Source organism: Georgenia halophila, assembly GCF_039541595.1.
The window spans coordinates 73,535-99,728 of record NZ_BAABGN010000002.1 but is presented as its reverse complement, the minus strand read 5'-3'; the positions used below and the strand labels follow the sequence as shown (position 1 = coordinate 99,728).

Below are 26,194 nucleotides of genomic sequence, written 5' to 3'. Positions count from 1 at the left end.
CCATGGCCGGTGAGCAGAGGGTCTACAAGCAGAAGATCAGGACGACGCAGACCCTGAAGAAGATGTTCCGGGCCATGGAGCTCATCGCGGCCTCGCGCATCGGTAAGGCACGCGACGCGGCCAAGGCCGCCGACCCGTACACGCAGGCGCTCATCCGAGCGGTGTCGGCGGTCTCCGCGCACGCGGATCTGGCTCACCCGCTCATCGAGGGCCGCAACGACACCAAGCGGGTCGCGGTGCTCGTGGTGACGGCGGACCGTGGCCAGGCCGGTGCGTACTCCGCGACGGTGCTGCGCGCCACGGAGCGCCTCCTCGCCGAGCTGGTGGAGGACGGCAAGGAGCCCGTGCTCTTCGTCAGCGGTCGGCGCGGCGAGAGCTACTTCCGGTTCCGCGGTCGTGAGATCGCCCAGTCCTGGACCGGCGGCTCCGACGCACCGACCGTCGAGCGCGCGCACGAGATCGCCGAGGCCCTGCTGGGTGCCTTCCTCGCCCCGGTCGAGGAGGGCGGCGTCAGCGGCGTGCACGTGGTCTACACACGGTTCGTCTCCATGGTCAGTCAGGTGCCGGAGGTTCGGCGCATGCTGCCGCTGGAGATCGTGGAGGGCGTCGCGGAGCCCGGCGCGGAGCCGATGCCGCTGTACGAGTTCGAGCCGAGCGCCGAGGAGGTTCTCGACGCGCTGCTGCCCATGTATGTGCGGCGCCGGATCCACGCCCAGCTCCTCATGGCGGCCGCGTCCGAGCTGGCTGCTCGCCAACAGGCGATGCGGACCGCCACGGACAACGCCGAGGACCTCATCAACGAGTACACGCGACTCGCGAACACCGCACGACAGGCCGACATCACCACCGAGATCACCGAGATCGTCTCCGGTGCCGACGCGCTCAGCGCGTCCAGCCGATGAAGCGAGAAGAAGGACAGGACCAATGACCGCCACTGCCACCGACTCGACGCAGCAGACCGGTGCGCCCGGCGTGGGGCGTATCGCCCGCGTCACGGGCCCCGTCGTGGACGTCGAGTTCCCGCCGGACGCCATCCCGGAGATGTACCACGCCCTCACCACTGAGGTGACCCTCGGGGACGAGACCACCACGATGACGCTCGAGGTCGCTCAGCACCTCGGTGACAACATCGTGCGTGCCATCGCCCTGAAGCCGAGCGACGGCCTTGTGCGCGGGTCCGAGGTCACGGACACCGGGTCGCCGATCACCGTCCCCGTCGGCGAGGTCACCAAGGGTCACGTCTTCAACGTCACCGGCGAGGTCCTCAACCTCCAGGAGGGCGAGCAGCTCGACATCACCGAGCGCTGGCCCATCCACCGTGAGCCCCCGGAGTTCGATCAGCTGGAGTCGAAGACCCAGATGTTCGAGACGGGCATCAAGGTCATCGACCTGCTGACCCCGTACGTGCAGGGCGGAAAGATCGGCCTCTTCGGTGGTGCGGGCGTCGGCAAGACGGTCCTCATCCAGGAGATGATCCAGCGCGTGGCCCAGAACCACGGCGGCGTGTCGGTGTTCGCCGGCGTCGGCGAGCGCACGCGTGAGGGCAACGACCTCATCGTGGAGATGGAGGAGGCGGGCGTCTTCGACAAGACCGCGCTCGTCTTCGGCCAGATGGACGAGCCGCCCGGCGTGCGTCTGCGCGTCGCACTGTCCGCGCTGACGATGGCGGAGTACTTCCGCGACGTCGAGAAGCAGGACGTGCTGCTCTTCATCGACAACATCTTCCGTTTCACCCAGGCCGGTATGGAGGTCTCCACGCTGCTGGGCCGCATGCCGTCCGCGGTGGGCTACCAGCCGAACCTGGCGGACGAGATGGGCCAGCTGCAGGAGCGCATCACCTCGGTGCGTGGTCACTCGATCACCTCGCTCCAGGCGATCTACGTGCCGGCGGATGACTACACCGACCCGGCGCCCGCCACGACGTTCGCGCACCTGGACGCCACGACGGAGCTTTCCCGCGAGATCGCCTCGCGTGGTCTGTACCCGGCCGTGGACCCGCTGACGTCGACGTCACGCATCCTGGACCCGCAGTACGTGGGCCGGGAGCACTACGACGTCGCGAACCGGGTGAAGTCGATCTTGCAGAAGAACAAGGAGCTGCAGGACATCATCGCCATCCTCGGTGTCGACGAGCTCTCGGAGGAGGACAAGGTCACGGTCGCCCGTGCGCGCCGGATCGAGCAGTTCCTCTCGCAGAACACCTACATGGCCGAGAAGTTCACCGGCGTGTCGGGCTCCACCGTGCCGCTGTCGGAGACCGTCGAGGCGTTCAAGAAGATCGCCGACGGCGAGTACGACCACGTACCGGAGCAGGCCTTCTACAACATCGGCGGCCTCGAGGACCTCGAGCAGGCGTGGTCGAAGCTCCAGTCCGAGATGCGCTGAGGATCCAGAACTAACGCGAGGAGGTCGCCACCGTGGCGATGAATGTCGACGTCGTCTCGACGACGGCCGCGCTGTGGACCGGTGAGGCGTCCAGCGTGGTGGTGCCTGCCGCGAACGGCTCCATGGGTATCCTCACCGGCCACGAGCCGGTGCTGTCCCTGCTGCAGCCCGGCACCGTGCGGATCACACCTACGTCCGGGAGCCAGGTCGAGGTAGAGGTGAGCGAGGGCTTCGTGTCGGTGGACAACAACGCGGTCACCGTCGTGGTCGAGAGCGGCACGCCCGCGGACGCGAAGTAGGCCTCATTGACGTCGGCGGGGATCGCATGGGCCGTAGTGGCCGCGGTCGCCGTCGTCATCCTCACCGGTCTCGTCGTCTTCGCCGTGCGTGTGCGACGCCTGGATCGCAGGGTCGGTTCCTTCGAGTGCGCCGTACGTTCCGGTGGGCGTGACTGGCGTGGCGGTATCGCCGTTTACGGGGTCGGTCGGGTGCAGTGGTACCGGCTCGTCTCACTCTCCCTGCTGCCGACGAGGACATTCACCCGTGAGAGCCTCGACCTCGTCGAGCGGCGTGGTGGAGCGCCCGACGAGTTCGTCGAGGTGCGCTGTCGTTACGACGGCGAAGAGGTGAGCCTCGCGATGCGCCGGGAGTGCCTCGCCGGGCTGGTGAGCTGGCTGGAAGCAGCGCCGCCGCGTGGGGAGCCGCTCGTCTAGTACTCACACCAGAGGCACAGCCGTCCAGCCCGCTGCTGCGTCTACGCCCTCGACCACCCGCAAGTGCTCGTCCCGTCTGTAGTCCGCTGCTCGTCCAGGAGGTCTCTAGGTGCGCGTGGTGATCGCGAGCTGCTCGGTGGACTACTCGGGCAGATTGAACGCCCATCTGCCGCTCGCCACGAGGCTGCTCATGGTCAAGGCGGACGGGTCGGTACTCGTCCACTCGGACGGCGGTTCCTACAAACCGCTCAACTGGATGAGTCCGCCGTGCCGGCTGGACGTCGCCGAGCCCTCCGAGGAAGAGGCGGCCACCGGGGTGGACGCGGTGTGGACCGTGCAGCACACCAAGAACGACGACAGGCTTGTCGTCCGCATCCACGAGGTCCTCGCTGACCACAGCGTGGACCTTGGCGTCGATCCAGGCCTCGTCAAGGACGGGGTCGAGGCGCACCTGCAGAAGCTTCTCGCCGAGCAGATCGACATCCTCGGCCCGGGACACCAGCTGATGCGGCGCGAGTACCCGACGGCGATCGGCCCCGTCGACATCTTGGCCAGGGACGAGGACGGCACCGCCGTCGCCGTCGAGATCAAGCGCCGTGGCGAGATCGACGGCGTCGAGCAGCTCACGCGTTATCTCGAGCTGCTCAACCGGGACCCGCTGCTCGCGCCGGTGCGGGGAGTGTTCGCGGCTCAGGAGATCAAGCCGCAGGCTCGCGTGCTGGCCGGCGACCGGGGCATCCGTTGCGTGGTGCTCGACTACGACGCGATGCGGGGCATCGATGATGTGGATTCGCGGCTGTTCTGAGCTCTAGCCCAGGCTGCTCCGGGCCCTCGCCCCGACTCCACCGGTTCGACCATGAATGCAACGCGAGACGAGCCCACCCGCATCGGGCGCCAGCCAAGTCGTGGTCGTGGACAACGGGGGCAGGTGTCGCCCTCCGCGGCACAGGCGAGGAGAAGACCCAGCGAGCGCCGCGTCGAGCAGGCGCCTCACGACGCTGGACGGACGGATTCGGGCCAGCACCGCCCAGGGGTGTTGGATGGTCCCCATGAATGAGACTGTCGTGCGTGGGCGAGTGGTCACCAAGGACTCGGTGATCGACGACGGCGTTGTCGTCGTGGACGGGGAGAAGCTCGCCTGGGTGGGCCCCGCCTCCCACGCCGCCGCGGCCGGCTGGGGTGGTGCGCTCAGCGAGATGCCGACTCATGACGGCTACGTGCTGCCGGGGCTGGTTGACCTGCACAACCATGGTGGCGGGGGAACGTCGTTCCCTGACGCGACGACCCCGGAGGACGTCCTCCGGGGCGTCGCAGAGCATCGCCGCCACGGCACAACCTCCGTCGTCGTCTCGCTCGTCACGGCGGCACCCGACGACCTGCGTGACCGTGTCACGTTGCTCGCCGACATCGCGGACTCCGGCGAGATTGCCGGCATTCACATCGAGGGGCCTTTCCTGTCAGCGGCCCGCTGCGGCGCTCAGAACCCGGAGCTGATCATCGCGCCCGACGCCCGCCTCACCGAGGAGCTCCTGCGGCTCGGCCGCGGACACGTCGTGACCATGACGCTCGCTCCCGAGGGTGACGGCGTCCAGGACGTCGCCGCGGCCCTCGTTGCGGGCGGCGCCCTCCCGTCATGGGGGCACACCGACTCCGATCCCGACTCGACCCGCAGCGCGGTCGCTGCCTCGGCCGACAATCTCGCCGCAGGGACGGGACGGTCCGCGCGCGCGACCGTCACCCACCTCTTCAACGGCATGCGGCCCCTGCACCACAGGGACCCGGGCCCGATCGGTGAGCTTCTCGCGGCCGCTGCCCGTGGCCAGGTTGTCGTCGAACTGATCGGCGACGGCACGCACCTGCACCCGGCGATCGTCCGTGAGGTCCACGGGATGGTGGGCCGCGACAGCGCTGTCCTGGTCACCGACGCCATGGCCGCGACAGGTATGGCCGACGGCGACTACGAGCTGGGCAGCAGGACGGTCACCGTCGCCGACGGCGTCGCCCGGCTGAACCCGGGCGGCAGCATCGCCGGCGGCACCGCCCATCTGCTCGACATCGTCCGCACGTCCGTCGACGCCGGCGTGCCGCTCGTCGACGCCGTCTACATGGCCTCGACCGGCCCGGCCGCCGTCCTCGGTGACCCCGGCATCGGAGCGCTCGAGGCCGGCCGCCGTGCCGACGTCGTCATCACCGACGACGGGCTCCATCCCGTTCGCGTCATCCGTCAAGGCAGGGAGATCACATGACTCAGCCCATCATCGAGCGTCGGTTCCCCGACTCCTTCGTCTGGGGTTCGGCGACCGCGTCGTACCAGATCGAGGGCGCGGCGAACGAGGGCGGCCGTGGACGGTCGATCTGGGACACGTTCTCCCACACACCCGGCAAGACGCTGAACGGCGACACCGGCGACGTGGCGGACGACCACTACCACCGGTGGCGCGAGGACATCTCCCTGATGCAGGAGCTGGGGCTGCAGTCCTACCGGCTCTCGATCGCGTGGCCTCGGGTCCAGCCGGGCGGCACCGGCGTGCTCAACGCGGAGGGCGTCACGTTCTACCGCGACCTCCTGGACGGGCTGATCGAGGCAGGGATCGACCCCGTCGTGACGCTGTACCACTGGGACCTGCCGCAGGAGCTGCAGGACGCCGGCGGGTGGGCGAACCGGGAGACCGCGTACGCGTTCGCCGAGTACGCCCGGGCGATGGCCCGCGAGCTGGGGGACCGGGTGAAGGTCTGGACCACCCTGAACGAGCCATGGTGCACGGCCTACCTCGGCTACGCGTCCGGCGTGCACGCCCCGGGCCACACCGATCCTGCCGAGGCTCTCACGGCAGCGCATCACCTCAACCTCGCCCACGGCCTGGCCACCACCGCGGTCCGCGAGGTTCTCGGGCAGGACGCGCAGGTGTCCATCACGCTCAACCTGCACGTCACCCGGCCGGCCGACCCGGAGAGCGCAGCAGACCTGGACGCCGCCCACCGCGTCGACCTCGTCGGCAACCACATCTTCCTCGGCCCGATCCTGGACGGCTCCTACCCGATGGAGCTGACCGAGCTGACGAGACACGTCACCGACTGGTCGTTCGTCCGCGAGGGGGACCTGAACCTGATCCGCCAGCGGGTCGACGTGCTGGGCGTGAACTACTACTCGACCAACTACGTACGCCAGCTCGCCCCCGGTGAGGCACCGGGCGGCGGCTCCGGCGGGCACGGGTCCGGGGCCGGCAGCCCGTGGGTGTCGCTCGACGACGTCGAGTTCCTCGCCCCGACGGGCCCCCTGACCGCGATGGGCTGGAACATCGAGCCCGACGGCCTGTACGAGTTGCTCACCGCCCTGGACAACGCCTACGACGGCCTTCCGCTCATGGTCACCGAGAACGGGGCAGCGTTCGACGACGAGGTCTCCGACGACGGGAAGATCCACGACACGAACCGCATCAACTACGTCGCGCGACACCTGGACGCCGTCGCGCAGGCCATCGAGGACGGCGCCGACGTGCGTGGGTACTTCGTGTGGTCGTTGCTGGACAACTTCGAGTGGGCCTGGGGCTACACCCGTCGCTTCGGCATCGTCCGCGTCGACTACGACACCCAGGTCCGCACCCCCAAGGACTCGGCACGCTGGTACGCCGACGTCATCCGCACCGGCATCGTGAACGTTCCCGCCACCGCGAACGTGGGAGCCACGGAGGGCGTCTGATGCCCTCGTCCCGCCGCTCGAGCCGCCGGCCCTACGGCCAGGGCCACGTGCCGCTGGACGAGGGCCGGCTGCGGGGGATGACGCGCACGGAGCACGGTCCGGGCGGCGAGGAGTACGCCGTTCGGCGGGTCTCCGGGTCAGACAAGTCCTACCGCTGCCCGGGATGCGACCAGCTGATCCCACCCGGCGTCGCGCATGTGGTCGCCTGGTCCACCGAGCACATCCTTGGCGCCCAGGCCGGCCTGGACGAGCGCCGGCACTGGCACAGCTCCTGCTGGACGGCGAAGCGTCGCCCCACGCGTTGAGGCAGGGCCACCGCCAGGTGTCGGCACCTGTGGCCGACCGCGCCCGATCCAACCGCGGGTCCCGCTGCGTAACAGGCGATTCCCGCTCCGTAACAGGCGGTTCCCGCCTAGTGTGAGCGTGACGGCCACGGCGGTCGTCGGGCGGTCGGCGCGGTCGGCCGCGTCCCGCGGACGCAGTCCGACGTGCGCGCGGCGATCGTCGGAGAGGAGCGGACGGTGAGCAGCCACGCCGCACCCACAGCTGCTTCCGACGATGGTCCCGGTCACGCTTCCGACGGCACCGCCGCCCGCACGCCACCGTGGCGGTACGCGATCGGCATGTTCGGCACCTCGATCCCGATCAACATGGTCAAGGGATCGGTGATTCTCTACTACGTCGACATCCTCGGCCTCGACGTGCGCGCGTACGGCGTCGTCATGACGATCTACGCGATCATCGACGCGATCGACAACCCGATCCTCGGCTATCTCTCCGACCGCACCCGGACCCGGTTCGGCCGGCGCCGGCCGTGGCTCGTCGTCGGTGCACCCCTGCTCGCGGCGAGCATGATCGCGCTCTTCTCCGCGCCCGCCGGCCTGGACGGCGTCGCGCTCGTGCTCTGGTTCGCCGTGTTCGCGATTCTGACCGAGGCGTTCGACTCCGTCCTCAACGCGAACTACGGCGCCCTGCTGCCCGAGCTGTTCCCGCGCGAGCGGCAGCGTGCCGTCGCCAACGGCCTGCGGCAGGGCTTCCAGCTGGTCGCGCTCGTCATCTCTCTGGCCGTGACCCCGCTGCTCACCACCCAGGTGTTCGGCACCGAGGAGACGACGGGCGGCTTCGCGACGACGGCAATCCTCTACGCCGCCGTGGCCTGCATCGTCATCGTCTACATGGCGGTCGGTGTCCGCGAGAACCCGCGCTATGCGGCCGACCGTCGTCCTGCGCTCCTGTCCGGCGTCGCAGCCATCGTGCGCAACCCGCTGTTCTGGAAGGTCGGCCTGGTCGGGGCCTGCTACGGCGTCGCGATGGCCCTGGTCCTGTCCGGCGTCCAGCTGTACGTGCGCTACTCGCTCGGCCTGCCGGTCGCCGACGCACTGTTCCTGCAGGCCGTCGTCATCCTCGTCGCGGCCGGCGGGCTCGCCGTGTGGACCCGCATCGTCGCTCGGCGCGGCGCGCTGTGGACCTGGCGCGTGGCGTACGCGATCCTCGCCGTCAGCTTCGCCGGGCTCTTCCTCGCCACCGGACTGGTCCCCGCGATGCTGGCCGGCGCTCTCGTCGGCATCGGTTGGTCAGGAATGCTGGCCACCAACGACCTCATCGTCGCGCGTGTTCTCGACGCCGATGCCTCGACGCACGGTGAGCACCGCGAGGGGCTGTTCCTCTCGGCGTTCGGCTTCTTCGGACGTCTGAACGGCGTCATCACCGGCCTGGCCCTGACCTCGCTCGGAGTCTTCTTCGGCTACAACTCGGGCGACGACCCCGGCCAGGACCCAGGTCTCGCGTTCCGCATGTACCTGTGCGTCTATCCGTTCGTCCTCACCACGATCGGTGCCGTCGCCTCCCGGCTCGTCTCCGTACCCGAGCCGACGGCGGACCAAGCCTTGGGCGGCACCGCGGCGGCCGCCGTCGAGAAGACGGGTCGATGACGCGCCAGCTGGTCATCACGGCCGACGACCTCGCGCGGGACCCGGCTAGCGACGTCGTCGTCCTCGACCTCCTCGGCGACTCCAGCGTCACGGCGACCACACTCATCCCCGTCTCGCCGCACGCGGGCGTCGCGGCACGTCGCGCACGGGAGCTGGACGTCCAGCCGCGGCTGCACCTGACCCTGACGAGCGAGCGCGGGCGCCCGCCCTGGCGAGCGCTCAGCGGCGTCTCGAGCCTCACGGGCCCGGACGGCGCCCTCACCGACGACCCGCACGTCCTCGCCGAGCGGGCGCAGACGGCCGACGTCGTCGCCGAGCTGGAGGCGCAACTGGGCTGGATGCACGCGCACGACCTTCGGCCGGCCGCCGCGGACTCGCACGCCGGCACCCTCTACGGGTTGCACGGACGCTCCGACGGCTCTTGGCTGGCCGAGACCCTCGCCTGGTGTGCACGGAACCAGCTCGCGTTCCGGCTGCCCCGCGATGCCGAGCCCTACATGGGCCGCCTTCCGCCCGAGCTCGCCGAGCGGCATGCCGCGGCCGTGGCCCTCGCTGACGACCTCGGCGTGCGCCTTCCCGACGTCATCCTCACGAACCGGCGCGCGGCGCAGGACCTGGGTTCCTACGAGACCCTCTGCACCGACCTGCTCGCCCGCCTCGAGACCCTCCCGGAAGGAGTCAGCGAGCTGTTCCTGCACCCTGCCGACGACCGCCGCACGGCCGCCGACGGTCGCGACGAAGGCACGCCTGACCGGCTACGCGCCTGGGAAGCGCGACTGCTGCGTGACCCCGTGTGGCGCGAGACCCTGGACCGCTCCGGCATCGAGCTCGTGGGTGGGTGGTGGTCGTGACCCGGCTGGTCCGCGCCCTGCGGTTCGGCCTCGACGATCTCCTCGCCGAGGACCTGCGCACGGTGCCGTTCGAGGTCGACGGCGAGCAGAGCGTCGAGGTGACGCTGGAGTACGACCGCGAGCGCGCCGTCGTCGACCTCGGTTGCGCCGGCCCGGACGGCTGGCGCGGCTGGTCCGGCGGGGCCCGCGAGGGCTTCGTCATCCGCCCCGCCGCCGCCACCCCGGGATACGTGCCCGGGCCGCTCGAGCCGGGGGAGTGGCACGTCCAGCTCGGGCTGTACCGGCTGCCGGTCGAGCCGATCGAGGTGCGGGTCACGATCGAGACGCCGGCGACCTCACAGGTGCCGCCCGAGCCGGCCGGCCGGCGCCAGCCGGCCACTCCACGAGCGAGTGCACGGGCCCTGCCTGCGCCCGACGGGCTCACCTGGTTCGCGGGCGACTTCCACGCCCACTCGACCCACTCCGACGGCGAGCAGTCGCTCGGCGAGCTCGCCGCGCTCGCAGTCCGCAACGGCCTCGATTTCCTCGCCGTCACCGAACACAACACCGTCTCCCACCACCCGCTGCTCGCCGACGTCGGGGCAGCGCACGACATCACCCTCCTGCCCGGGCAGGAGGTCACGACGTCGCGGGGGCACGCGAACGCGTTCGGCGACATCGGCTGGATCGACTTCCGTGAGCATCCCGACCGCTTCGTCTCGGAGGTGGCGGACCGCGGCGGCGTGCTGAGCGTCTGCCATCCCCTCCAGGAGGAGTGGGCGTGGCAGCACCCCCTCGCAACGCTTCCCCGGGCGATCGAGCTGTGGCACGTGACCTGGCTACGCGAGTCCACCGCGACCGCGCCGTGGACCCTCCTCTCGCGCTGGCGGGACGACGCGATCCTGCTCGGGGGCAGCGACTACCATCACCCGCGGCACGGGTACCTGCCGGGGACGCCCGTCACCTGGGTCGCGGCGGAGGACCGCAGCCCGGACGCGCTCCTCGACGGGCTGCACGCCGGCCGCACGGCCATCACCAGGCTCCCGAGCCCGGACGCGCCGGCCCTCGTGCGCATCGGCGACGACCTGGTGGCGCTCGCGGCCGCGGGCACCGTCCTGGGCGACATGGAGGGTCGGCGTCGCCTGCTCCACGGCGACCGGGTGGTCCTGCCCGCCGAACGTGCCGGCACCGGCCCGTTCCGCCTCGAGTCGCCGGGTGGCGAGATCCTCGCGGTCTCGCCCTGAGCACGCCGCAGCCCCGTGCATACTGCTGCAGGCCGTGCCATCCTCGTCGCATGAGTGTGCGGTTGTCGCTGGAGACATTTGGACCCTCCGACGGGCTTCCACTGGTCCTGCTGCACGCCTTCCCGCTCGACTCCCGCATGTGGCAGGACGTCATCAGCGAGCTCGACGACATCCGCGTCGTGACGCTCGACGCGCCCGGCTTCGGTGACTCGCCGTCGCCCCGCGAGCTCGCCGACGAGCTGGGCTGTCCCGTGGCGCCGTCGCTGAAGACCTACGCCGAGGCGATCGCCCTGACGCTCACCGACGCCGGCGTCGACCGCGCCGTGGTGGCCGGCCTGTCCATGGGCGGGTACGCCGCCCTCGAGGTGGCGGAACGCCACCCCGGCCTGCTCGCCGGGATCGGGCTACTCGACACCAAGGCGGGTACGGACGGGCCGGAGGCGCGGGCGAACCGCATCCGCGTCGCCGATCAGGCCGTGGGAGCGATGGGTTCTCGCGCCGTGGCACCCATGGTCGACGCGGTGCTCAGCCCGAGAACGCACCGCGAGCGTCCGGACGTCGTCGCGACGGTCAGGGACTGGTTGGCCACGGCCCCTCCGAACGGCGTCTCGTGGGCGCAGCGGGCCATGGCGGCCCGACCCGATCGGCTGGCGGTTCTCGAGCGTCTCGAGGTGCCCGGCCTGGTGCTACGCGGAACCGACGATGCCAGCAGCAGCATGGACGACGCCGAGGCGATGGAGCACGCCCTGCACGACGGCGAGCTCGTCGTCGTCCCGCGCGCCGGTCATCTCAGCGCGGTGGAGGAGCCCCGCGAGGTGGCGACGGCGCTGCGGTCGCTGTACATGCGCTGCCGCTGAACGGCTGAGACTCAGGGCGACACCGACGTTCGCGGACCGGCAGGATGGCGCCGCCCACGACCGCGCAGGCCCATGACGAGGACGATGGCCATCACCGCGGCGGACCCGACGACGGGCACGGCGATCGCCACGAATATCAGGGCGATGCGCTGCAGAAGGTTCGACGTCATGGGCCACGCAGCAAGAGCGGCGGCGACTCCGAGAATCCAGAGGACGACCACCATGACCTCGGTCGCGTTCAGTGCGAACATCGAGCTCGCCACCTCCTCGGGATAGGGCCGTTCGTGTTCGTCAGCTGACGGACGAGCGGCCGTCGAGCATCCGGCCGGGGCCCTTGCTCGACCTGTCCTTCCTACACCGACAGAGCTGAGCCGTCCACAGCCGCGACCGGTTCCGTCCGGAGGTAGGTGGGCGTGCGGTCTTTGGATTCGTGGACGTGCGGATCTCGGGCAGCGCGCCTGCGTACTGCGGGCCCTCAGCCCGTGGAGCTGCGCCAGGCCGGCTGCACCCGATCGAGCGCGACGTCGAGCGCGATCGAGTCGCCGTCCTTGCCGGAGGCACCGATCACCAGCGGGGGATCCGACGGTGCGACCTCGGCGCCGCGGAGCCGGTCCGCCAGGCTCAGCTTGCCGGTGAGGATGTAGAACTGACCGTCGGTACCGACCGCCACGGTGCGGTCGCGGCGCAGGTACCAGCCGCTGACGTCGGTCCGGGCCGTGCCACGACCGTTGTAGTCCTGCAGCCGCAGGGGTTCCGGTTCGGGCCCGGACCGTTCCGCGGCGGCGACGAAGGCGGTCAGCATGGCGCGCGCACGCTCGTTCTCGGCCCGGCGCCGGCGATCCAGCAGCTCGGCCTTTGCCGCGGCGTCCTCCCGGCGCCGCTCCGCCCAGGACTGCGTACCGTTCACGCTGCCAGCCTACGGCCGTCCGGCCGACCCTGAACCGCTGCGTCGGGAAACGTGGCAGCCGGTCAGGCAGCCCACCACGGTCGAGTGCCCCGTGATGGCCGATCTAGGCTGGGCGTATGCCGACCAGGAACGCCCCGATCCGCCCTGCCACCGTGCTCGACACCGCCGCGGTGGCCGCGGTGCACCTCCAGGCCTGGCGCGAGACCTTCGGTGACCGTGTTCCGGAGGAGGTCTACACGGATCGGGCGGTGCGTTGGCCGGGGGAGTGGGAGGCCACGCTGGCCGACCCGGACGGCCCCGCCACGTGGCTCGCCGAGCGTGACGGCGAGGCGGTGGGGGTCGCCCAGGCGGTGGCTACCGGCGCCGGCAAGATCCGCTCGCTCGAGCTGAAGTACCTCTTCGTGCTCGCCGCCGAGCACGGCAGGCGTACAGGCACCCACCTGCTCGAGCTCGCAGTCGGGGACGCGCCCTGCCTGCTGTGGGTGGTCGAGGACAGCGAGGAAGCGATCGGCTTCTATCGGCAGCACGGATTCGAGCTCGATGGCGCCCGGCGCCCGGCCGTCGACGGTCACCTCACCGAGGTCCGCATGCTCCGGTGACGGCTCGGCCTCAGCGCTTGGGTCGCGGGGCCTCGTCCGTGGGTGCGGTGCCCTCGCCGGCGTCGGACCTCTGGTGCTCGCCGTCGTCGCCCGCAGGCTTCGACGTCGGCTCGGCGGAGCCTGCGCGCTCGGGCTCCGCGGGGGTCGCCTGACCCTTCGGCGCTGGTGAGGTCGGTTCGGCCGAGGCCACCTCGGCTGAGACCGGGCCGGGTGCGGTCGACTCGTCCTCCGCAGCGGTCGCAGTGTTGACCGGCCCGTCCACCCCGGCCCCGGACGAGACCGGAAGGTCATCGGCCGGTGGCGCGGGCGGCGGCGTCTCGCCCTCCCGGTTCGCGAGCAGGGTCCGCATGTCGTCCAGGTAGGACGAGATCGACTCGCGCTGCTTGGTCAGCTCCTCCACCTGCCGGGCCGCGGTGGCCCGGGCCGAGTCGGCGGCCGACTCGGCCTCGGTCCGCAGACGTGCGGCCTCGCCGCGGGCGTCATTGAGGGTGCGCGCGGCCTCGGACTCCGCCTCCTCGCGCCGGGTCCGGGCCGCCCGGTCCGCCTCGAGCACCATCTTCTCGGTGCGCTCGACGGCCTCGGCGAGGCGCCGTTCGGCCTCCCCGGCCCGACGCTCGGTGTCCTGGACGACCGCGGCCGTCTTCGCGACCGCCTCGTCGTGAGCCTCCTTGGCCGCCTGCTCCGCCTCGGCGCGCAGCTGGACGACCTCGTTCTCCGTGCGCAGCCGCAGCTCGGCGACCTCCTTCTCGGCCAGCGCCCGGGCGAGCCCGACCTCCCGCTCGACCCCGGCCCGCTTCTCCGACACCTCGGTCTCGATCCCGATGCGCAGGCGCTCGGCCTCTCGCTCCGCCGAACCGACAAGTTCCTCCGCGCGGCGCCGTGCGTTGTCCTCGCTGGTCTGTGCTGTCTCGTTGGCGGTCCGGGTGACCTGCTCGGCCTCGCGGCGCGCGTCGGCGAGCAGCGTCCCGGCCTCCTGCTCCGCCTGCTGCGTCAGCGAACGGGCGGCCTGCTCCGCTCGTGTCACGATCCGCTCGGCGTCGGCGTTCGCACGCGAGACGACGTCGAAGGCCTGCTCCTCGGCCGAGCGCAGCAACCGCTCGACGCGCGAACCGAGACCCGCGTAGCTGGGCCGCTCGTTCTCCTTCAGGTGCAGCTGCGCCTCCGAGAGCTCGCCCGAGACCTTCAGGAGGCGCGCGTCGAGCGCACCCACCTTGTTCCGGGCGTCCGCAAGGGCTGTCTCGAGGGCGTGCAGTCGCTGGTCCACCTGGGCGCGGTCGTACCCGCGGATGACCACCGGGAAGGCCGGGCGGTCGTCGTGGTCGGCGGGCTGGTTCATCTCCGGGGCTCCTGACGCTCGTGTTACCTCGACAAACCGTAGTCGGCCCGCGGTGCCAGCAGAAACGGTGACACGTCCCAGACGGCGTCCAGGTGCCGTCCAGACAGCGTCGACGCTGGTCCGGCTACCCTTGTGAGGCGCCCCAGCACCGGAGTGAAATGGCGCACGACGGGGCACACCGCTTGATCGAGATACGTATTGTGACGTGCTGACGATGCCGTTTCGGGCATCCCGACGGGAGGACACCCACTCACGTGACACGACGGATCATCTCCGTCGCGCTGATCGTCCTGGGGCTCGTCGCCGTCCTGGCGGCGATCGCCTCCGCGACCATCTGGCGCCCGACGGACACTGCAACGCTCTCGCTGCCCTCCCGTCCGGACGCTCCCGTGGTCGTCTCCGACCCGGGCGTGCTCGACGCCGTGGCGCCCGAGGTCACCATCCGCGCGACGGCGGGTGACGACCAGCCCGTGACCCTGGCCATCGGCCGGAGCGCCGACGTCGACGCCTGGGTCGGCGAGGCCGCGCACCAGCGCATCACCGGCCTGGCCTCTTGGGAACAGCTCGAGGTGGGCACTTCGGGCGCCGAGAGCCCCGAAGCCACGGACGAGGCCAGCCCGACCGGCGAGGGCACCGAACAGGCTACGGAGGCAACCTCGCCGACGGAGGGGTCCACCGAGGAGTCAACCGGGAACGACGGCGAAGGGGAGTCTTCCGAAGGGGAGACGACCGTCCCGAACCCCGCCGGCTCCGACCTCTGGGTCGCCGAGCAGACCGGCACGGGATCCGCCGAGATGCAGTGGACCGACCAGGAGGGCCGTTGGAGCCTGCTCGCCGCAACCGACGGCGCGGGCCCCGCCCCCGAGGTCTCCCTCACCTGGCCGGTCGAGGTACGCACGCCGTGGCTCGTGCCGGGCATCATCGCGGGTGCTGTACTGATGCTCTTGGGCATCGGGCTGCTCATCCTCCAGATCCGCGCCGACCGACGGGTCAGCCGCAGGGCCGCGACCGTGGACGCCCGCGCCGACGAGACCGCCGTGATCACCGCCGTCGGCTCCGAAGACACCCGGCGCGAGCACGGCCGCCGCAGCCGCCGTAGCCGCCGTGACGCCTCACCCGAGGCGACGGCCGCCGCGGCGCTGGACGACACCTCGACGACGGACACGACGACCCGGGCGGTCGACGAGGCCGGCACCGCTCGAGGCGCCGGCATCCTGCCGGCGTCTCCGCGTGCCGCCGAGCTCCGGACCGCACGGGACCCCGACCAACGGTCGGACGGCGATGCCTCCGACGACGCGCGATGCCAGGCCGAGCTCGATCACCAAGGTAGTACCGACCATGAAGGCACTGCCGCTCACGAAGGCACTGCGGGCGCCGACGAAGGAGCCCGCGCCGACGACGCCACGCCGACGGCACCGGCCTCCGGCTGGCGCGCCATGTGGGGCTTCGGCACCTCCAGCGAGACGAGCACCGACGAAGGCCCGGCCGACGACGAAGGGAAGGAGCAGCGATGAGTGCACGCCGCGCCCTCGCCGGGCTGACCCTCGCGATCTCCGCCGGGCTCCTCGCCGGCTGCACCACCGAGCTGCCGCAGCCGCAGCCCGAGGCGGCCCCCGAGACCCCGCCGCCCGCCCTGGACAGCGCGCGGCTCGAGGACATCCTGTCCGAGATCGACGCCACCCTGGCCGAGGCGGACGAGGCCAGGGACGCCGAGCTTCTCGGCCCCCGGATCATCAGCCCCGCGCAGGACATGCGCGCCGCCGAGTACCGGCTCGCCCGGGCCACCGACGGTGACTTCTCCCCGCAGCCCATCGTCACGGCCCCGCAGGTCGCTGCGGTCGCCGCTGCCGAGGGCTGGCCACGACCGGCGATGGTGGTCACCGAGATCCCGGAGGGTGAGAACCTGCCGCTGCTGCTCGGTCTGACTCAGCAGAACCCGCGCGATCCCTACTCGCTCTGGGGCTGGGTCACCCTCTTTCCGGGCATCGAGGTGCCACCCATGGCACGGCCGGAGACGGGCTCCGCCGCCGTGCCGCCGGATGCGGAGGGACTCGTGGCCACGCCGGAAGAGGTCGTCGCCCGGTACGCCCAGACCCTGAACGACAACGACAGCGAGCACGCCGACGCCTTCGCGGACGACCCGTACAAGGACACCTCGCGATCGACCACCCAGGAGCTGGACGACGCCATCGAGGCCGCCGGCTCGGCGTCGGTCGAGGCCGAGGTCGCCGACGACGGCCCGCTGTCGCTCGCCACGGCCGACGGCGGCGCCATCGTCCTCGGCGAGCTGCGCTCTACGCTGACGATGAGCCGCACCGTCCCGGAGAGCGAGCTCACCGCAGGTGGCAACATCGCGGCGCTCCTGGACGACGACGAGGTGGTCGGGACGGTCTCCGGCGTCTCCGACGTCACGGTGGCGTTCTACGTGCCGCCGGCCGGAGCCGAGGACGAGACGATCAGGCCCATCGGCGCGACGAGCGTCCTCACAGAGGTCAACCGCGACGACGAGGCCGCGCCGGAGTAGCAGAGCTCTGAGGCTGGGGCCGCTCCCGAGCACCGCCGGCACCCCTACGTCGCGCCCCTCGCGCCGCGAGCGGCGTAGGGTTTCCCCCGGACCGACCAACCGAAACCGAGATCAGGGACCACCAGGGATGAGCCAGCCCACGTCCGGTATGAACCTCCATGGCGCCGTCGACCTCTCGGCGCTCGCCCAGAGCCGCCCCGGCCAGGCCGGGAACGGCGGTGCGCCCGGCGCGGGGCCCGGGGCCCCCGCCGGCGCCAGCGTGCCCGGTGAGCTCGTCATCGACGTCACCGAGGCCACGTTCGGGGACCTCGTCCAGCGCTCCTCCCAGGTGCCGGTGCTGGTCAATCTCACCTCCGCGCGCTCGGCCGCCTCCGCCGAGCTCACCCCCGTGCTGGAGAAGCTGGCCCGCGAGTACGGCGGAAGGTTCCAGCTCGCCAACATCGACGCGGACAACAACGCACAGGTCGCCGGGGCCTTCCAGGTGGAGTCCCTGCCGACCGTGGTCGCCGTCGTCGGTGGCCGTCCCGTCCCGCTGTTCCAGGGCGCCTACCCCGAGGACCAGCTCCGCCAGGTCCTCGACGAGGTCCTGAAGCTCGCGGCGCAGTCCGGCGTGACCGGTGTGCTGCAGCCCTCCGGCGAGCCTGCCGAGGGAGCCGAGCAGGAGCCCGAGGAGCCACCGCTGCCGCCGCTGCACGCCGAGGCGATGGCCGCCATCGAGAGCGGCGACCTCGCCGCCGCCGAGGAGGCCTACACCAAGGCCCTCAAGCAGAACCCCGCCGACGGCGAGGCGCACGCCGCGCTCCTGCAGGTCCAGCTCATCCGCCGGGTCGAGGCCCGTGACCCCGACGAGGTGCTGGCCTCCGCCGCCGAGGCGGCACCGAGCGACCTCGAGGTCCAGCTCTCGGCCGCCGACGTCGAGGCGACCACCGGCCAGTTCGGCGCGGCCTTCGAGCGGCTGCTCGCGGTCGTGGGTGCCACAGCCGGGGAGGACCGGGACAGGGCCCGCGTGCGGCTGGTCGAGCTCTTCGAGATCGCCGGACCGACGAATCCCGAGGTCGGCCCGGCCCGCCGGGCGCTCGCCAGCGCGCTGTACTGACCAGCGCGCTGTACCAAGCCGTCCCGGCGATGTCCTCGGCGGGTTACGGGGTACTCGGGCGGGTTACGGGTGCTCGGGGACCAGCCAGACGGCCCCCATGGGCGGCACCCGCAGGGTCGCCGACGCGGGATAACCGTGCCACGGTGAGTCCTCGGCCACGACCCGGCCGAGATTCCCGACGCCGGAACCGCCGTACTCCTCGGCGTCGGTGTTGAGGGCCTCCAGCCAGGTCCCGCTCTGCGGCAGGCCGATCCGGTAGTCCTCGTGCGGGGAGCCGGCGAAGTTGACGGCGCAGGCGACCACGTCCGGCGCGCTGCCACTGCCGCTACCTCCGTCGTCGACGGGCTTCTGCCGCCTCAGGTAGCTGAGCATGTTGTGGTCGCCGTCGCCCGCCTCGATCCAGGCGAACCCGTCGTGCGAGAAGTCGTCGGACCAGAGCGCCGGCCGGGCGCGGTAGATCTCGTTGAGCCGCGCCACGAGCCGGGAGACGCCCGCGTGCCCGGCGTCGTCCAGGTGCCACCAGTCCAGCCCGCGGGCCTCGCTCCACTCGGCCTCCTGAGCGAACTCCTGACCCATGAACAGCAGCTGCTTGCCCGGGTGCGACCACTGGTACGCCAGGAGCGCCCGCACGCCGGCCAGCTGCTGCCACCGGTCGCCCGGCAGCTTCCGCAGCAGCGAACCCTTGCCGTGCACCACCTCGTCGTGGCTCAACGGCAGCACGAACTGCTCCGAGAACGCGTACACCAGCGAGAACGTCAGCTCGCCATGGTGGTAGCGGCGGTTGATCGGCTCCTCCGCGAGGTAGCGGAGGGTGTCGTTCATCCACCCCATGTTCCACTTCAGGCCGAAGCCCAGGCCGCCCACCGACGTCGGGGCCGTCACCCCCGGGAACGCCGTCGACTCCTCGGCGACCATGACGATGCCCGGCACCTTGCGGTACGCCGTCGCGTTGGTCTCCTGCAGGAGGCTGATGGCCTCGAGGTTCTCCCGGCCGCCGCGGGCGTTGGGCCGCCACTCGCCGGCCTTGCGCGAGTAGTCCAGATAGAGCATCGAGGCGACCGCGTCCACGCGCAGCCCGTCGATGTGGAACTCCTCGAGCCAGTACAGGGCGTTGGCGACGAGGAAGTTGCGGACCTCGTGCCGACCGAAGTTGAAGACGTACGTGCCCCACTCCTCGTGCTCACCGCGCAGCGGGTCGGGGTCCTCGTACAGGGCGGTGCCGTCGAACCGGGCCAGCGCCCAGGCGTCCTTCGGGAAGTGGGCGGGCACCCAGTCGACGAGCACCCCGATGCCTTCCTGGTGCAGCCGGTCGACCAGGTGGCGGAACTCGTCGGGGGTGCCGAAGCGGCTCGTCGGCGCGTAGTACGAGGTGACCTGGTAGCCCCAGGACCCGCCGAACGGGTGCTCGGCCACCGGCATGAGCTCGACGTGGGTGAAGTTGTGCGAGCGGACGTGCTCGATGAGCTCGTCGGCGAGCTCGAGGTAGCTCAGCCCTGGCCGCCAGGAGCCGAGGTGCACCTCGTAGAGGCTCATCGGGCCGGTGTGCGGGTCGTTGGCGGCGCGCTGTGACAGCCACGCGTCGTCACCCCACGTGTACGTGGACTCGTCCACCACGGAGGCGGTCGACGGCGGCACCTCGGTGCGCCGGGCCATCGGGTCGGCCTTCTGGTGCCAGCTGCCGTCGCGGTACCCGATCTCGAACTTGTAGCGCTCGCCGGCGCCGATGCCAGGGACGAAGAGCTCCCACACGCCGGTGGACCCCAGCACCCGCATCGACGTGCCGCTGCCGTCCCAGGAGTTGAAGTCGCCGACGACCCGAACGGCCCGTGCGTCGGGCGCCCACACGGCGAAGCCGACGCCCTCGACCTCACCGAGGGCGCTGGGGTAGCGGTGCACGTGGGCGCCGAGCGCCTTCCACAGCTCCTCGTGGCGGCCCTCGCCGATGAGGTACTGGTCCATCTCGCCCACGGTCGGCAGGAACCGGTACGGGTCGTCGGTGTCGACGGTGCGCTCGCCGTAGGTCACGCGCAGCCGGTAGTCGGGCACCTCGGTACCCGGCACGACGGCGACCCATACGCCGTCCTGCTCGTGCACCGCGTCGTGGGTGCCGTCCGCCGTGACGACGGTGACCGCGTCGGCCAGGTGCCGTGCCGTCCGGATCGTGACGCCGGCCGGGCCGGGATGCGCGCCGAGCACGGCGTGCGGGTCGTGGTGGCGGCCGAGGGCGACCTCGTGCAGCAGGCCAGGGTCGACCGGGGCCGGAGTTTCGTCCATGCTGCTCACTCTCCCATCCTTGCCCCACGCGGGCCGTCGACGCACGTGGAGAGGATGTCCGACCGCGAGGCGGCGTGCCCGTCCGAAGGAGCGGCGGGTCTCACGCGAGGATCCGTTCGATGCCGCGCAGCGGCACCGGCAGCCAGTCGGGCCGGTTGCTCGCCTCGTAGGCCACCTCGTACAGGGCCTTGTCGAGCTCGAGGGCGCGCAGCAGGGCGGGCTGCTCGCGCGGGTCGCTGCGCGCCAGGTGGGTGTACCCGTCGAGGAACGCCTCACGGGCACGGGTGGCCCAGGCGTTCGCGGTCTCGGCGTCGAGGCCGCCGGCAAGGGCCACCGACGCGGCGGCGTAGTCGTAGGACCGCAGCATCCCGGCGACGTCGCGCTCGGGCAGGTCCGGCAGGATCCGCTCGGCGAGCGGGCGCAGCGGCTCGCCCTCGAAATCCAGCAGCACCCAGCCGCGGCCCGGGACGTCCAGGACCTGGCCGAGGTGGTAGTCGCCGTGGATGCGCTGCAGCCGGGGCCAGTCGGCGTCCACGGCGGCCGTGAAGACCGCCCTGATCTCGTCGTCACGCTGCCGCAGGGCGGGGACGCGGAGGAGGGCCTCGGCCTGCCGGGCGCCCCAGGACGTCATGAGCCGTCCGCGGGCGTCGACGTCGGGTTCCGCCGTCGGCAGGACGACGGCCAGGGTGGTGTGGACCTCCGCCGTCGCCTCACCGAGGGCGCGTGCCCTGTCCGCCGGATCCTCCCCACGCTCCAGCGCCCCGCGGGTGACGCGCCAGGCGTCCGGGGAGCCGGGCAGGAACTCCTGGGCGAGCGCGAGGTGACCGTTGACCTGCTGTCCGTCGGGGCCGGGCCACTGGCCCAGGAGGTCGCCGACCGGCTGGGGCACACGGTCCGCCCCGGCGAGCGCCAGGGCCTGCTGGACCTCGACGTCTGGGTTGTCTCCGGCGTGCAGGACGCGGAAGACCTTGAGGATGACGGGGCGGACGGCGCCCTCGGCCGTCGTGGTCGCGTCGACCGTGTCGATGACGACGGAGGTGTTGGACTGCTCGCCGCCGAGCACGCGGGCACGGAGCACCCGCAGGGCCGGCAGCAGGCCGGTGCGGTGACCGTGGGCCCGGCTGCTGTCTTGCGGGCCGCCGTCGTGCAGGCCTTCGCCGGTCAGCTCGAGCTCCTCGGTGAGGGCGCGCAGCAGCGCCGCGGCGCCCGCCGGGTCGTGGCATGCGTCGTAGATCCAGAGCGTGCCGAGGTCGCTGTGCTCGGCCGTGGCCACCAGCGCTTCCGGAGCGGCGCCCTCGAGCGGCGCGTCGCGGTAGGCCAGCGGCACCTGGTACAGCACCGGCGTGCGCGGCGACTCGTCGAGGACGAGGAGGTCCTCGATGCCGACGAGGCCGCCCGCAGCGCTGTCGACGGCGGGGTCGACAGCACCGTCGACAGGGAGGTCGCCCTCCGAGGGGCCGGGCACCCGGAGCACGCCGACCTGTCGCAGCCGGGGCTCGCTGCCCTTGCCGGTGTACCAGCGCTGCCGCGCCAGCCAACGGGGGAGGAGCTCCGCCAACGGTGGGTCGAGTGCCGCCATCAGTCCTCCGTCTCCTCCGGGGTGGGCCCGGACCGGTCGGCGTCCGGGCCCCACGGCGCGGCCGGCACCTCGGGGGCCGGGTCGGCGTACGTCGTCGGGAACGAGGGTGCGCGTGGCGCCGAGGACGACGTCGGGACGACGTAGGTGCTCGGCCGGGCGTGGCTGTCCGGCGCCGGGTGTGCCGGGCTCACCGCGTGCACCTCGCCCGTCGGCGCCGCCTCCGGCTCCTCCTCGGGCAGCACCTCCGCCGGGATGCCGCTCAGCGGTGCCTCCTCGGTCCCCTCGGGGCTGGAGACGAGCAACCAGAAGAAGTCGCGCGAGCCCAGCGTGACCGACACCGTGCCGTCACGGCCGACCGAGGGGAAGCGGGCGCCGCCGAAGACGTCGGTGAGGTTGCGGCGGGCGTGCCGCGGTATCCGGATCGTTGCCGCACGTGGGGTGTTCGCCAGGTTCATCAGGCACAGCATCGTCTCGGTGTCGTTGCTGCGGGTGAAGGCGAGCACGGCGTCGTTGTCGGCCTCCACGGGCACGAAGTCGCCGTCGCCGAAGACCGGGTGACGGCGCCGGACGTCGAGGATGCCGCGCACCCAGTGCAGCAGCGACGTCGGCTGGGCCAGCTGGGCCTCGACGTTGATCGCCGCGTAGTGGTTGACCAGCGACTGCACGACGGGCAGGTACAGCTTCCCCGGGTCGGAGGTGGAGAAGCCGGAGTTGCGGTCCGGCGTCCACTGCATGGGCGTACGCACGGCGTCGCGGTCGGGCAGCCAGATGTTGTCGCCCATGCCGATCTCGTCCCCGTAGTACAGGGTCGGCGTGCCCGGCAGGGACAGCAGCATGGCGTGGGCGAGCTCGATCTCCGCCCGCGAGTTGCCCAGCAGCGGCGCGAGACGACGGCGGATGCCGACGTTGGCGCGCATGCGCGGGTCCTCGGCGTACCAGCCGTACATGGCGGCGCGCTCCTCGGTGGAGACCATCTCCAGCGTCAGCTCGTCGTGGTTGCGCAGGAACGTGCCCCACTGCGCCCCGGCCGGGATGTCGGGAGTGTCGGCGAGGATCTCGCGCACGGCGCTGGCCCGCTGCTCGCGCAACGCGTAGTAGAGCCGCGGCATGACGGGGAAGTGGAAGCACATGTGGCACTCGGGACGGTCCTCGGTGCCGTAGTACTCCACGACCTCCTCGGGCCACTGGTTGGCCTCGGCCAGCATGATCGTGCCGGGGAACTCCCGCTCCATCATCGCGCGGAGGTCCGCGAGGAAGGCGTGGGTGCGCGGCAGGTTCTCGCAGTTGGTGCCCTCCTCCTCGAAGAGGTACGGCACGGCGTCGAGCCGGAAGCCGTCCACCCCCGCGCGGCACCAGAACCGGACGACCTCATACATCGCCTCGCGCACGTCTGGGTTCTCGAAGTTCAGGTCGGGCTGGTGCGAGAAGAACCGGTGCCAGTAGTACTGCCGCCGCACCGGGTCGAAGGCCCAGTTGGACGTCTCGGTGTCGACGAAGATGATGCGGGCGTCCTGGTAGAGCTCCGTGGTGTCGGACCAGACGTAGAAGTCGCCGTACGGGCCGTCCGGGTTGAACCGGGACGCCTGGAACCAGGGGTGCTGGTCCGAGGTGTGGTTCATCACCAGATCGACGATGATCCGGATGCCCCGGGCGTGCGCCTCCTCCATCAGCTCGGTGAAGTCCTCGAGCGTGCCGTACTTCTCGTCCACCGAGGTGTAGTCGGAGACGTCGTAGCCGCCGTCGCGGAGCGGGGAGGGGTAGAAGGGCGGCACCCAGAGGCAGTCGATGCCCAGCCACTGCAGGTAGTCGAGCCGGTCGATCAGCCCGCGCAGGTCGCCGATGCCGGAGCCGTCGGAGTCGTGGAAGGCGCGCAGCAGCACCTCGTAGAACACCGCGGTGCGGTACCAGTCGGGGTCCTCACCGATGCCCGGGTGGTCCGCGCCGAGGTGTCTGACCGGCTCGACGCGCGGCGGCAGGGCGCCCGCCGGTGGCTCCGGTGCCGCCCCCGACGGCGGGTGCACGGTACTCACAGGGCCCTCACGGACAGCACGTGCGCACAGACGCCGTGCGGGTCGAGCCGGACGTAGGGATGGCCACCCCAGTAGTACGTCTCGCCGCTCAGTTCGTCGTGGACCTCCATGACCGGCACGTCCGCGCCGCCCTCCGTCAGGCCGAGCGCGCTCAGGTCGAGGTGCACCAGCCCGTCCCGGGTGGTGTACGGGTCGAGGTTGACCACGACGATGACTGTGTCCTCGACGCCGTTCGGGCAGTGCTCGGGCAGGACGCGTTTCGAGAAGCAGAGGATGGCGTCGTCGGTGGTCGGGTGGACGTGGACGTTCCGCAGCCGTTGCAGCGCCGGGTGCTCGCGGCGCACCCGGTTGAGGGTGCGCAGCAGGTCCGCGATGCCGAGCTGAGCCGCACGCGACCAGTCGCGCTCCTTGTACTCGTACTTCTCGTTGTCGATCTGCTCCTCGGCACCGGGGCGGGCGACGTTCTCGACGAGCTCGTACCCGGCGTAGACGCCCCAGGAGGGTGAGCCGGTGGCGGCCAGGACGGCGCGGATCGCGAAGGCCGCCCGGCCGCCCTGCTGCATGTAGGGCGTCAGGATGTCGTGCGTCGTCGGCCAGAAGCTCGGGCGCAGGTGCGCGTCGGTCTCGGTGGCGAGCTCGGTGAGGTACTCGCCGACCTCCTCCTTGGTCGTGCGCCACGTGAAGTACGTGTACGACTGGTGGAAGCCGATCGCGCCCAGGGTGCGCATCATCGCCGGCCGGGTGAAGGCCTCGGAGAGGAAGAGCACGTCCGGGTGGCGCTCGCGGAAATCGGTGAGCAGGCGCTGCCAGAAGTTCAGGGGCTTGGTGTGCGGGTTGTCGACGCGGAAGGCCGTCACGCCGTGGTCGACCCACACCTGGAGGACGTCGCGGACGGCGACGTAGATGCCCTCCGGGTCGTTGTCGAAGTTCAACGGGTAGATGTCCTGGTACTTCTTCGGCGGGTTCTCGGCGTACGCGATCGAACCGTCCGCCCGGGTGGTGAACCACTCCGGGTGCTCGCTCACCCACGGGTGGTCGGGGGAGGTCTGCAGCGCGACGTCCAGGGCCACCTCCATCCCCAGCTCGCGAGCCCTGGCCACGAACGCGTCGAAGTCCTCGAACGTACCCAGCTCGGGATGGATGGCGTCGTGCCCGCCCTCGGGCCCGCCGATGCCGTACGGCGAGCCCGGGTCGTCCGGGCCCGCCTCGAGCGTGTTGTTGCGGCCCTTACGGTTCGTCGTACCGATCGGGTGGACCGGCGTGAGGTAGACGACGTCGAAGCCCATGTCCGCGATGGCCGGGAGCCGCTCGGCGGCCGTGCGCAGCGTCCCGGTGCTCCACTCGCCCGTCTCCGGGTCGCGGTGGGCGCCCTCGGAGCGCGGGAAGATCTCGTACCAGGAGCCGTACAGCGCGCGTTCGCGGTCCACCGCGAGCGGGTAGGTGGCCGACGGCGAGACGTGCTCACGCAACGGGTGGGCGGCGAGCACGCCGCGGACCTCGGTGCTGGTGGCCGCGGCGAGCCGGGCCGGTGCGGGCCGGTTGGTGTCCCGCAGCGCCTGCACGGCGTCGGCCAGGATCTGTGCCGCCTCCTCGGGCATGGGGGGAGCGGACGGCCCGCGCAGCGCTCGTTCGATGACGATCGCGCCCTCGGCGAGCATGAGCTCGGTGTCCACCTCGGCGGCCACCTTGATGGCCGCGTCGTGGGACCAGGTGCCGTAAGGGTCGGACCAGCCCTCCACGCGGAACGCCCACGCGCCGGGCGCGTCCGGGCACAGCCAGGCCTCGTACCGGTCCAGCCCCGGGGCGATGTCCGCCATCGGGGCCGAGGAGTGGTCGGTGCCGTCCGGGGCCACGAGGACGGCGGTGGCGGCGACGGCGTCGTGCCCCTCCCGGAAGACCGTGGCGCGGACGGGGAACGCCTCGCCGACGGTTCCCTTGGCCGGCCAGCGGCCGTCCTCGACGACGGGTGACACCTCGACCACGGGGATCCGTCCGACGGGTGCGAACGGCGCCGGGCGCGGTGTCGGTGACACGGTCTCGTGCGCGGGGGCGGGGTCGCGTCTGAAGGTCACACGAAGAACCTAACCAGGTCGGGGCGGGAGCTGCAGTCTCTCGAGGGTCGCGGGACCGGCTCGCCAGGCATCCGTGGACGAGGAAGAGGCACGCCGGGCGCGCCTCTAGACTCGCTC

The 26,194-nt window shown here is 71.6% G+C and carries 23 protein-coding genes; 16 read left to right on the top strand and 7 right to left on the bottom strand.

Features of this window, described 5'->3' with window-relative positions; translation table 11 throughout:
* Window positions 1–2 precede the first annotated feature (2 nt).
* The 12 genes from ABD907_RS02075 to ABD907_RS02020 all read left to right on the top strand — a co-directional run bounded on the left by ABD907_RS02075 (window position 3) and on the right by ABD907_RS02020 (window position 11,660).
* Entirely contained in the window at window positions 3–902 is a 900-nt protein-coding gene (locus tag ABD907_RS02075; RefSeq protein ID WP_345214833.1) for a F0F1 ATP synthase subunit gamma, read from the top strand.
* A gap of 22 nt (window positions 903–924) precedes the next feature.
* Complete coding sequence (gene atpD / locus ABD907_RS02070) at window positions 925–2,385, top strand: F0F1 ATP synthase subunit beta (RefSeq protein WP_345214832.1); 1,461 nt, start codon at window positions 925–927, stop codon at window positions 2,383–2,385.
* A gap of 38 nt (window positions 2,386–2,423) precedes the next feature.
* Window positions 2,424–2,684 (top strand): F0F1 ATP synthase subunit epsilon, encoded by a 261-nt coding sequence (locus ABD907_RS02065; RefSeq protein ID WP_345215404.1) that lies wholly within the window; start codon window positions 2,424–2,426, stop codon window positions 2,682–2,684.
* Window positions 2,685–2,720: 36 nt separating this feature from the next.
* Window positions 2,721–3,098, top strand: coding sequence for a DUF2550 family protein (locus ABD907_RS02060; RefSeq protein ID WP_345214831.1), 378 nt, complete (start codon window positions 2,721–2,723; stop codon window positions 3,096–3,098).
* 109 nt (window positions 3,099–3,207) lie between these two features.
* On the top strand, window positions 3,208–3,903 hold the full coding sequence (nucS, locus tag ABD907_RS02055; RefSeq protein WP_345214830.1) for an endonuclease NucS: 696 nt from the start codon (window positions 3,208–3,210) through the stop codon (window positions 3,901–3,903).
* Window positions 3,904–4,147: 244 nt separating this feature from the next.
* Window positions 4,148–5,344, top strand: coding sequence for an N-acetylglucosamine-6-phosphate deacetylase (locus ABD907_RS02050; RefSeq protein ID WP_345214829.1), 1,197 nt, complete (start codon window positions 4,148–4,150; stop codon window positions 5,342–5,344).
* Window positions 5,341–6,798: a glycoside hydrolase family 1 protein gene (locus tag ABD907_RS02045; protein ID WP_345214828.1), complete on the top strand. Its 1,458-nt coding sequence runs from the start codon at window positions 5,341–5,343 to the stop codon at window positions 6,796–6,798. The genes ABD907_RS02050 and ABD907_RS02045 overlap by 4 nt, the downstream gene beginning before the upstream one ends.
* Window positions 6,798–7,103 carry a hypothetical protein gene (locus ABD907_RS02040; RefSeq protein WP_345214827.1) on the top strand — a complete coding sequence of 102 codons (306 nt, stop codon included), beginning with the start codon at window positions 6,798–6,800 and terminating at the stop codon, window positions 7,101–7,103. Before ABD907_RS02045 ends, ABD907_RS02040 begins: the two co-directional genes overlap by 1 nt.
* 216 nt (window positions 7,104–7,319) lie before the next feature.
* Complete coding sequence (locus tag ABD907_RS02035; protein WP_345214826.1) at window positions 7,320–8,729, top strand: MFS transporter; 1,410 nt, start codon at window positions 7,320–7,322, stop codon at window positions 8,727–8,729.
* Window positions 8,726–9,580, top strand: a complete 855-nt coding sequence (locus tag ABD907_RS02030) for a ChbG/HpnK family deacetylase (protein WP_345214825.1) — start codon at window positions 8,726–8,728, stop codon at window positions 9,578–9,580. The genes ABD907_RS02035 and ABD907_RS02030 overlap by 4 nt, the downstream gene beginning before the upstream one ends.
* Window positions 9,577–10,803 carry a CehA/McbA family metallohydrolase gene (locus ABD907_RS02025; RefSeq protein WP_345214824.1) on the top strand — a complete coding sequence of 409 codons (1,227 nt, stop codon included), beginning with the start codon at window positions 9,577–9,579 and terminating at the stop codon, window positions 10,801–10,803. The genes ABD907_RS02030 and ABD907_RS02025 overlap by 4 nt, the downstream gene beginning before the upstream one ends.
* 50 nt (window positions 10,804–10,853) lie before the next feature.
* Entirely contained in the window at window positions 10,854–11,660 is an 807-nt protein-coding gene (locus ABD907_RS02020) for an alpha/beta fold hydrolase (protein WP_345214823.1), read from the top strand.
* Between the two features lie 11 nt (window positions 11,661–11,671).
* On the opposite strand, the gene ABD907_RS02015 is transcribed toward ABD907_RS02020, so the two are convergent.
* Window positions 11,672–11,911 carry a hypothetical protein gene (locus tag ABD907_RS02015; protein WP_345214822.1) on the bottom strand — a complete coding sequence of 80 codons (240 nt, stop codon included), beginning with the start codon at window positions 11,909–11,911 and terminating at the stop codon, window positions 11,672–11,674.
* A 224-nt stretch (window positions 11,912–12,135) separates the two neighbouring features.
* Window positions 12,136–12,567: a hypothetical protein gene (locus ABD907_RS02010; protein ID WP_345214821.1), complete on the bottom strand. Its 432-nt coding sequence runs from the start codon at window positions 12,565–12,567 to the stop codon at window positions 12,136–12,138.
* A gap of 116 nt (window positions 12,568–12,683) precedes the next feature.
* Between ABD907_RS02010 and ABD907_RS02005 the strand changes: the two genes are divergently transcribed.
* Window positions 12,684–13,166 carry a GNAT family N-acetyltransferase gene (locus ABD907_RS02005; RefSeq protein ID WP_345214820.1) on the top strand — a complete coding sequence of 161 codons (483 nt, stop codon included), beginning with the start codon at window positions 12,684–12,686 and terminating at the stop codon, window positions 13,164–13,166.
* 10 nt (window positions 13,167–13,176) lie between these two features.
* Here the strand turns inward: ABD907_RS02005 and ABD907_RS02000 are convergent, their stop codons facing one another.
* Window positions 13,177–14,502: a coiled-coil domain-containing protein gene (locus ABD907_RS02000; protein WP_345214819.1), complete on the bottom strand. Its 1,326-nt coding sequence runs from the start codon at window positions 14,500–14,502 to the stop codon at window positions 13,177–13,179.
* 254 nt (window positions 14,503–14,756) lie between these two features.
* Between ABD907_RS02000 and ABD907_RS01995 the strand changes: the two genes are divergently transcribed.
* From ABD907_RS01995 to ABD907_RS01985, 3 genes are all read left to right on the top strand, one after another.
* Window positions 14,757–16,016, top strand: coding sequence for a hypothetical protein (locus tag ABD907_RS01995; protein WP_345214818.1), 1,260 nt, complete (start codon window positions 14,757–14,759; stop codon window positions 16,014–16,016).
* The gene (locus tag ABD907_RS01990) at window positions 16,013–17,026 is read left to right on the top strand and encodes a DUF8094 domain-containing protein (RefSeq protein ID WP_345214817.1); all 1,014 of its coding nucleotides are present in this window, start codon (window positions 16,013–16,015) and stop codon (window positions 17,024–17,026) included. The genes ABD907_RS01995 and ABD907_RS01990 overlap by 4 nt, the downstream gene beginning before the upstream one ends.
* Window positions 17,027–17,153: 127 nt before the next feature.
* The gene (locus tag ABD907_RS01985) at window positions 17,154–18,122 is read left to right on the top strand and encodes a tetratricopeptide repeat protein (RefSeq protein WP_345214816.1); all 969 of its coding nucleotides are present in this window, start codon (window positions 17,154–17,156) and stop codon (window positions 18,120–18,122) included.
* 63 nt (window positions 18,123–18,185) lie between these two features.
* Here ABD907_RS01985 and glgB read toward each other — a convergent pair whose 3' ends face one another.
* The 4 genes from glgB to ABD907_RS01965 form a co-directional block, all read right to left on the bottom strand.
* Entirely contained in the window at window positions 18,186–20,396 is a 2,211-nt protein-coding gene (gene glgB, locus ABD907_RS01980; protein ID WP_345214815.1) for a 1,4-alpha-glucan branching protein GlgB, read from the bottom strand.
* Between the two features lie 100 nt (window positions 20,397–20,496).
* The gene (locus ABD907_RS01975) at window positions 20,497–21,975 is read right to left on the bottom strand and encodes a maltokinase N-terminal cap-like domain-containing protein (protein WP_345214814.1); all 1,479 of its coding nucleotides are present in this window, start codon (window positions 21,973–21,975) and stop codon (window positions 20,497–20,499) included.
* A complete protein-coding gene (gene treS, locus ABD907_RS01970; protein ID WP_425555655.1) occupies window positions 21,975–24,005 on the bottom strand; it encodes a maltose alpha-D-glucosyltransferase in 2,031 nt (676 codons plus the stop codon). Before treS ends, ABD907_RS01975 begins: the two co-directional genes overlap by 1 nt.
* Entirely contained in the window at window positions 24,002–26,077 is a 2,076-nt protein-coding gene (locus tag ABD907_RS01965; RefSeq protein WP_425555654.1) for an alpha-1,4-glucan--maltose-1-phosphate maltosyltransferase, read from the bottom strand. The genes treS and ABD907_RS01965 overlap by 4 nt, the downstream gene beginning before the upstream one ends.
* Window positions 26,078–26,194 lie beyond the last annotated feature (117 nt).

Coding starts and splice junctions, on each gene's coding strand:
- ABD907_RS02050 (WP_345214829.1), top strand. CDS start 4,148: ATGAATGAGACTGTCGTGCGTGGGCGAGTGGTCACCAAGGACTCGGTG.
- ABD907_RS02065 (WP_345215404.1), top strand. CDS start 2,424: ATGAATGTCGACGTCGTCTCGACGACGGCCGCGCTGTGGACCGGTGAG.
- ABD907_RS02040 (WP_345214827.1), top strand. CDS start 6,798: ATGCCCTCGTCCCGCCGCTCGAGCCGCCGGCCCTACGGCCAGGGCCAC.
- ABD907_RS02000 (WP_345214819.1), bottom strand. CDS start 14,502: ATGAACCAGCCCGCCGACCACGACGACCGCCCGGCCTTCCCGGTGGTC.
- ABD907_RS02005 (WP_345214820.1), top strand. CDS start 12,684: ATGCCGACCAGGAACGCCCCGATCCGCCCTGCCACCGTGCTCGACACC.
- glgB (WP_345214815.1), bottom strand. CDS start 20,396: ATGGACGAAACTCCGGCCCCGGTCGACCCTGGCCTGCTGCACGAGGTC.
- ABD907_RS02030 (WP_345214825.1), top strand. CDS start 8,726: ATGACGCGCCAGCTGGTCATCACGGCCGACGACCTCGCGCGGGACCCG.
- ABD907_RS02045 (WP_345214828.1), top strand. CDS start 5,341: ATGACTCAGCCCATCATCGAGCGTCGGTTCCCCGACTCCTTCGTCTGG.
- ABD907_RS02015 (WP_345214822.1), bottom strand. CDS start 11,911: ATGTTCGCACTGAACGCGACCGAGGTCATGGTGGTCGTCCTCTGGATT.
- ABD907_RS02075 (WP_345214833.1), top strand. CDS start 3: ATGGCCGGTGAGCAGAGGGTCTACAAGCAGAAGATCAGGACGACGCAG.
- ABD907_RS01975 (WP_345214814.1), bottom strand. CDS start 21,975: ATGGCGGCACTCGACCCACCGTTGGCGGAGCTCCTCCCCCGTTGGCTG.
- ABD907_RS01990 (WP_345214817.1), top strand. CDS start 16,013: ATGAGTGCACGCCGCGCCCTCGCCGGGCTGACCCTCGCGATCTCCGCC.
- ABD907_RS02020 (WP_345214823.1), top strand. CDS start 10,854: ATGAGTGTGCGGTTGTCGCTGGAGACATTTGGACCCTCCGACGGGCTT.
- ABD907_RS01985 (WP_345214816.1), top strand. CDS start 17,154: ATGAGCCAGCCCACGTCCGGTATGAACCTCCATGGCGCCGTCGACCTC.
- atpD (WP_345214832.1), top strand. CDS start 925: ATGACCGCCACTGCCACCGACTCGACGCAGCAGACCGGTGCGCCCGGC.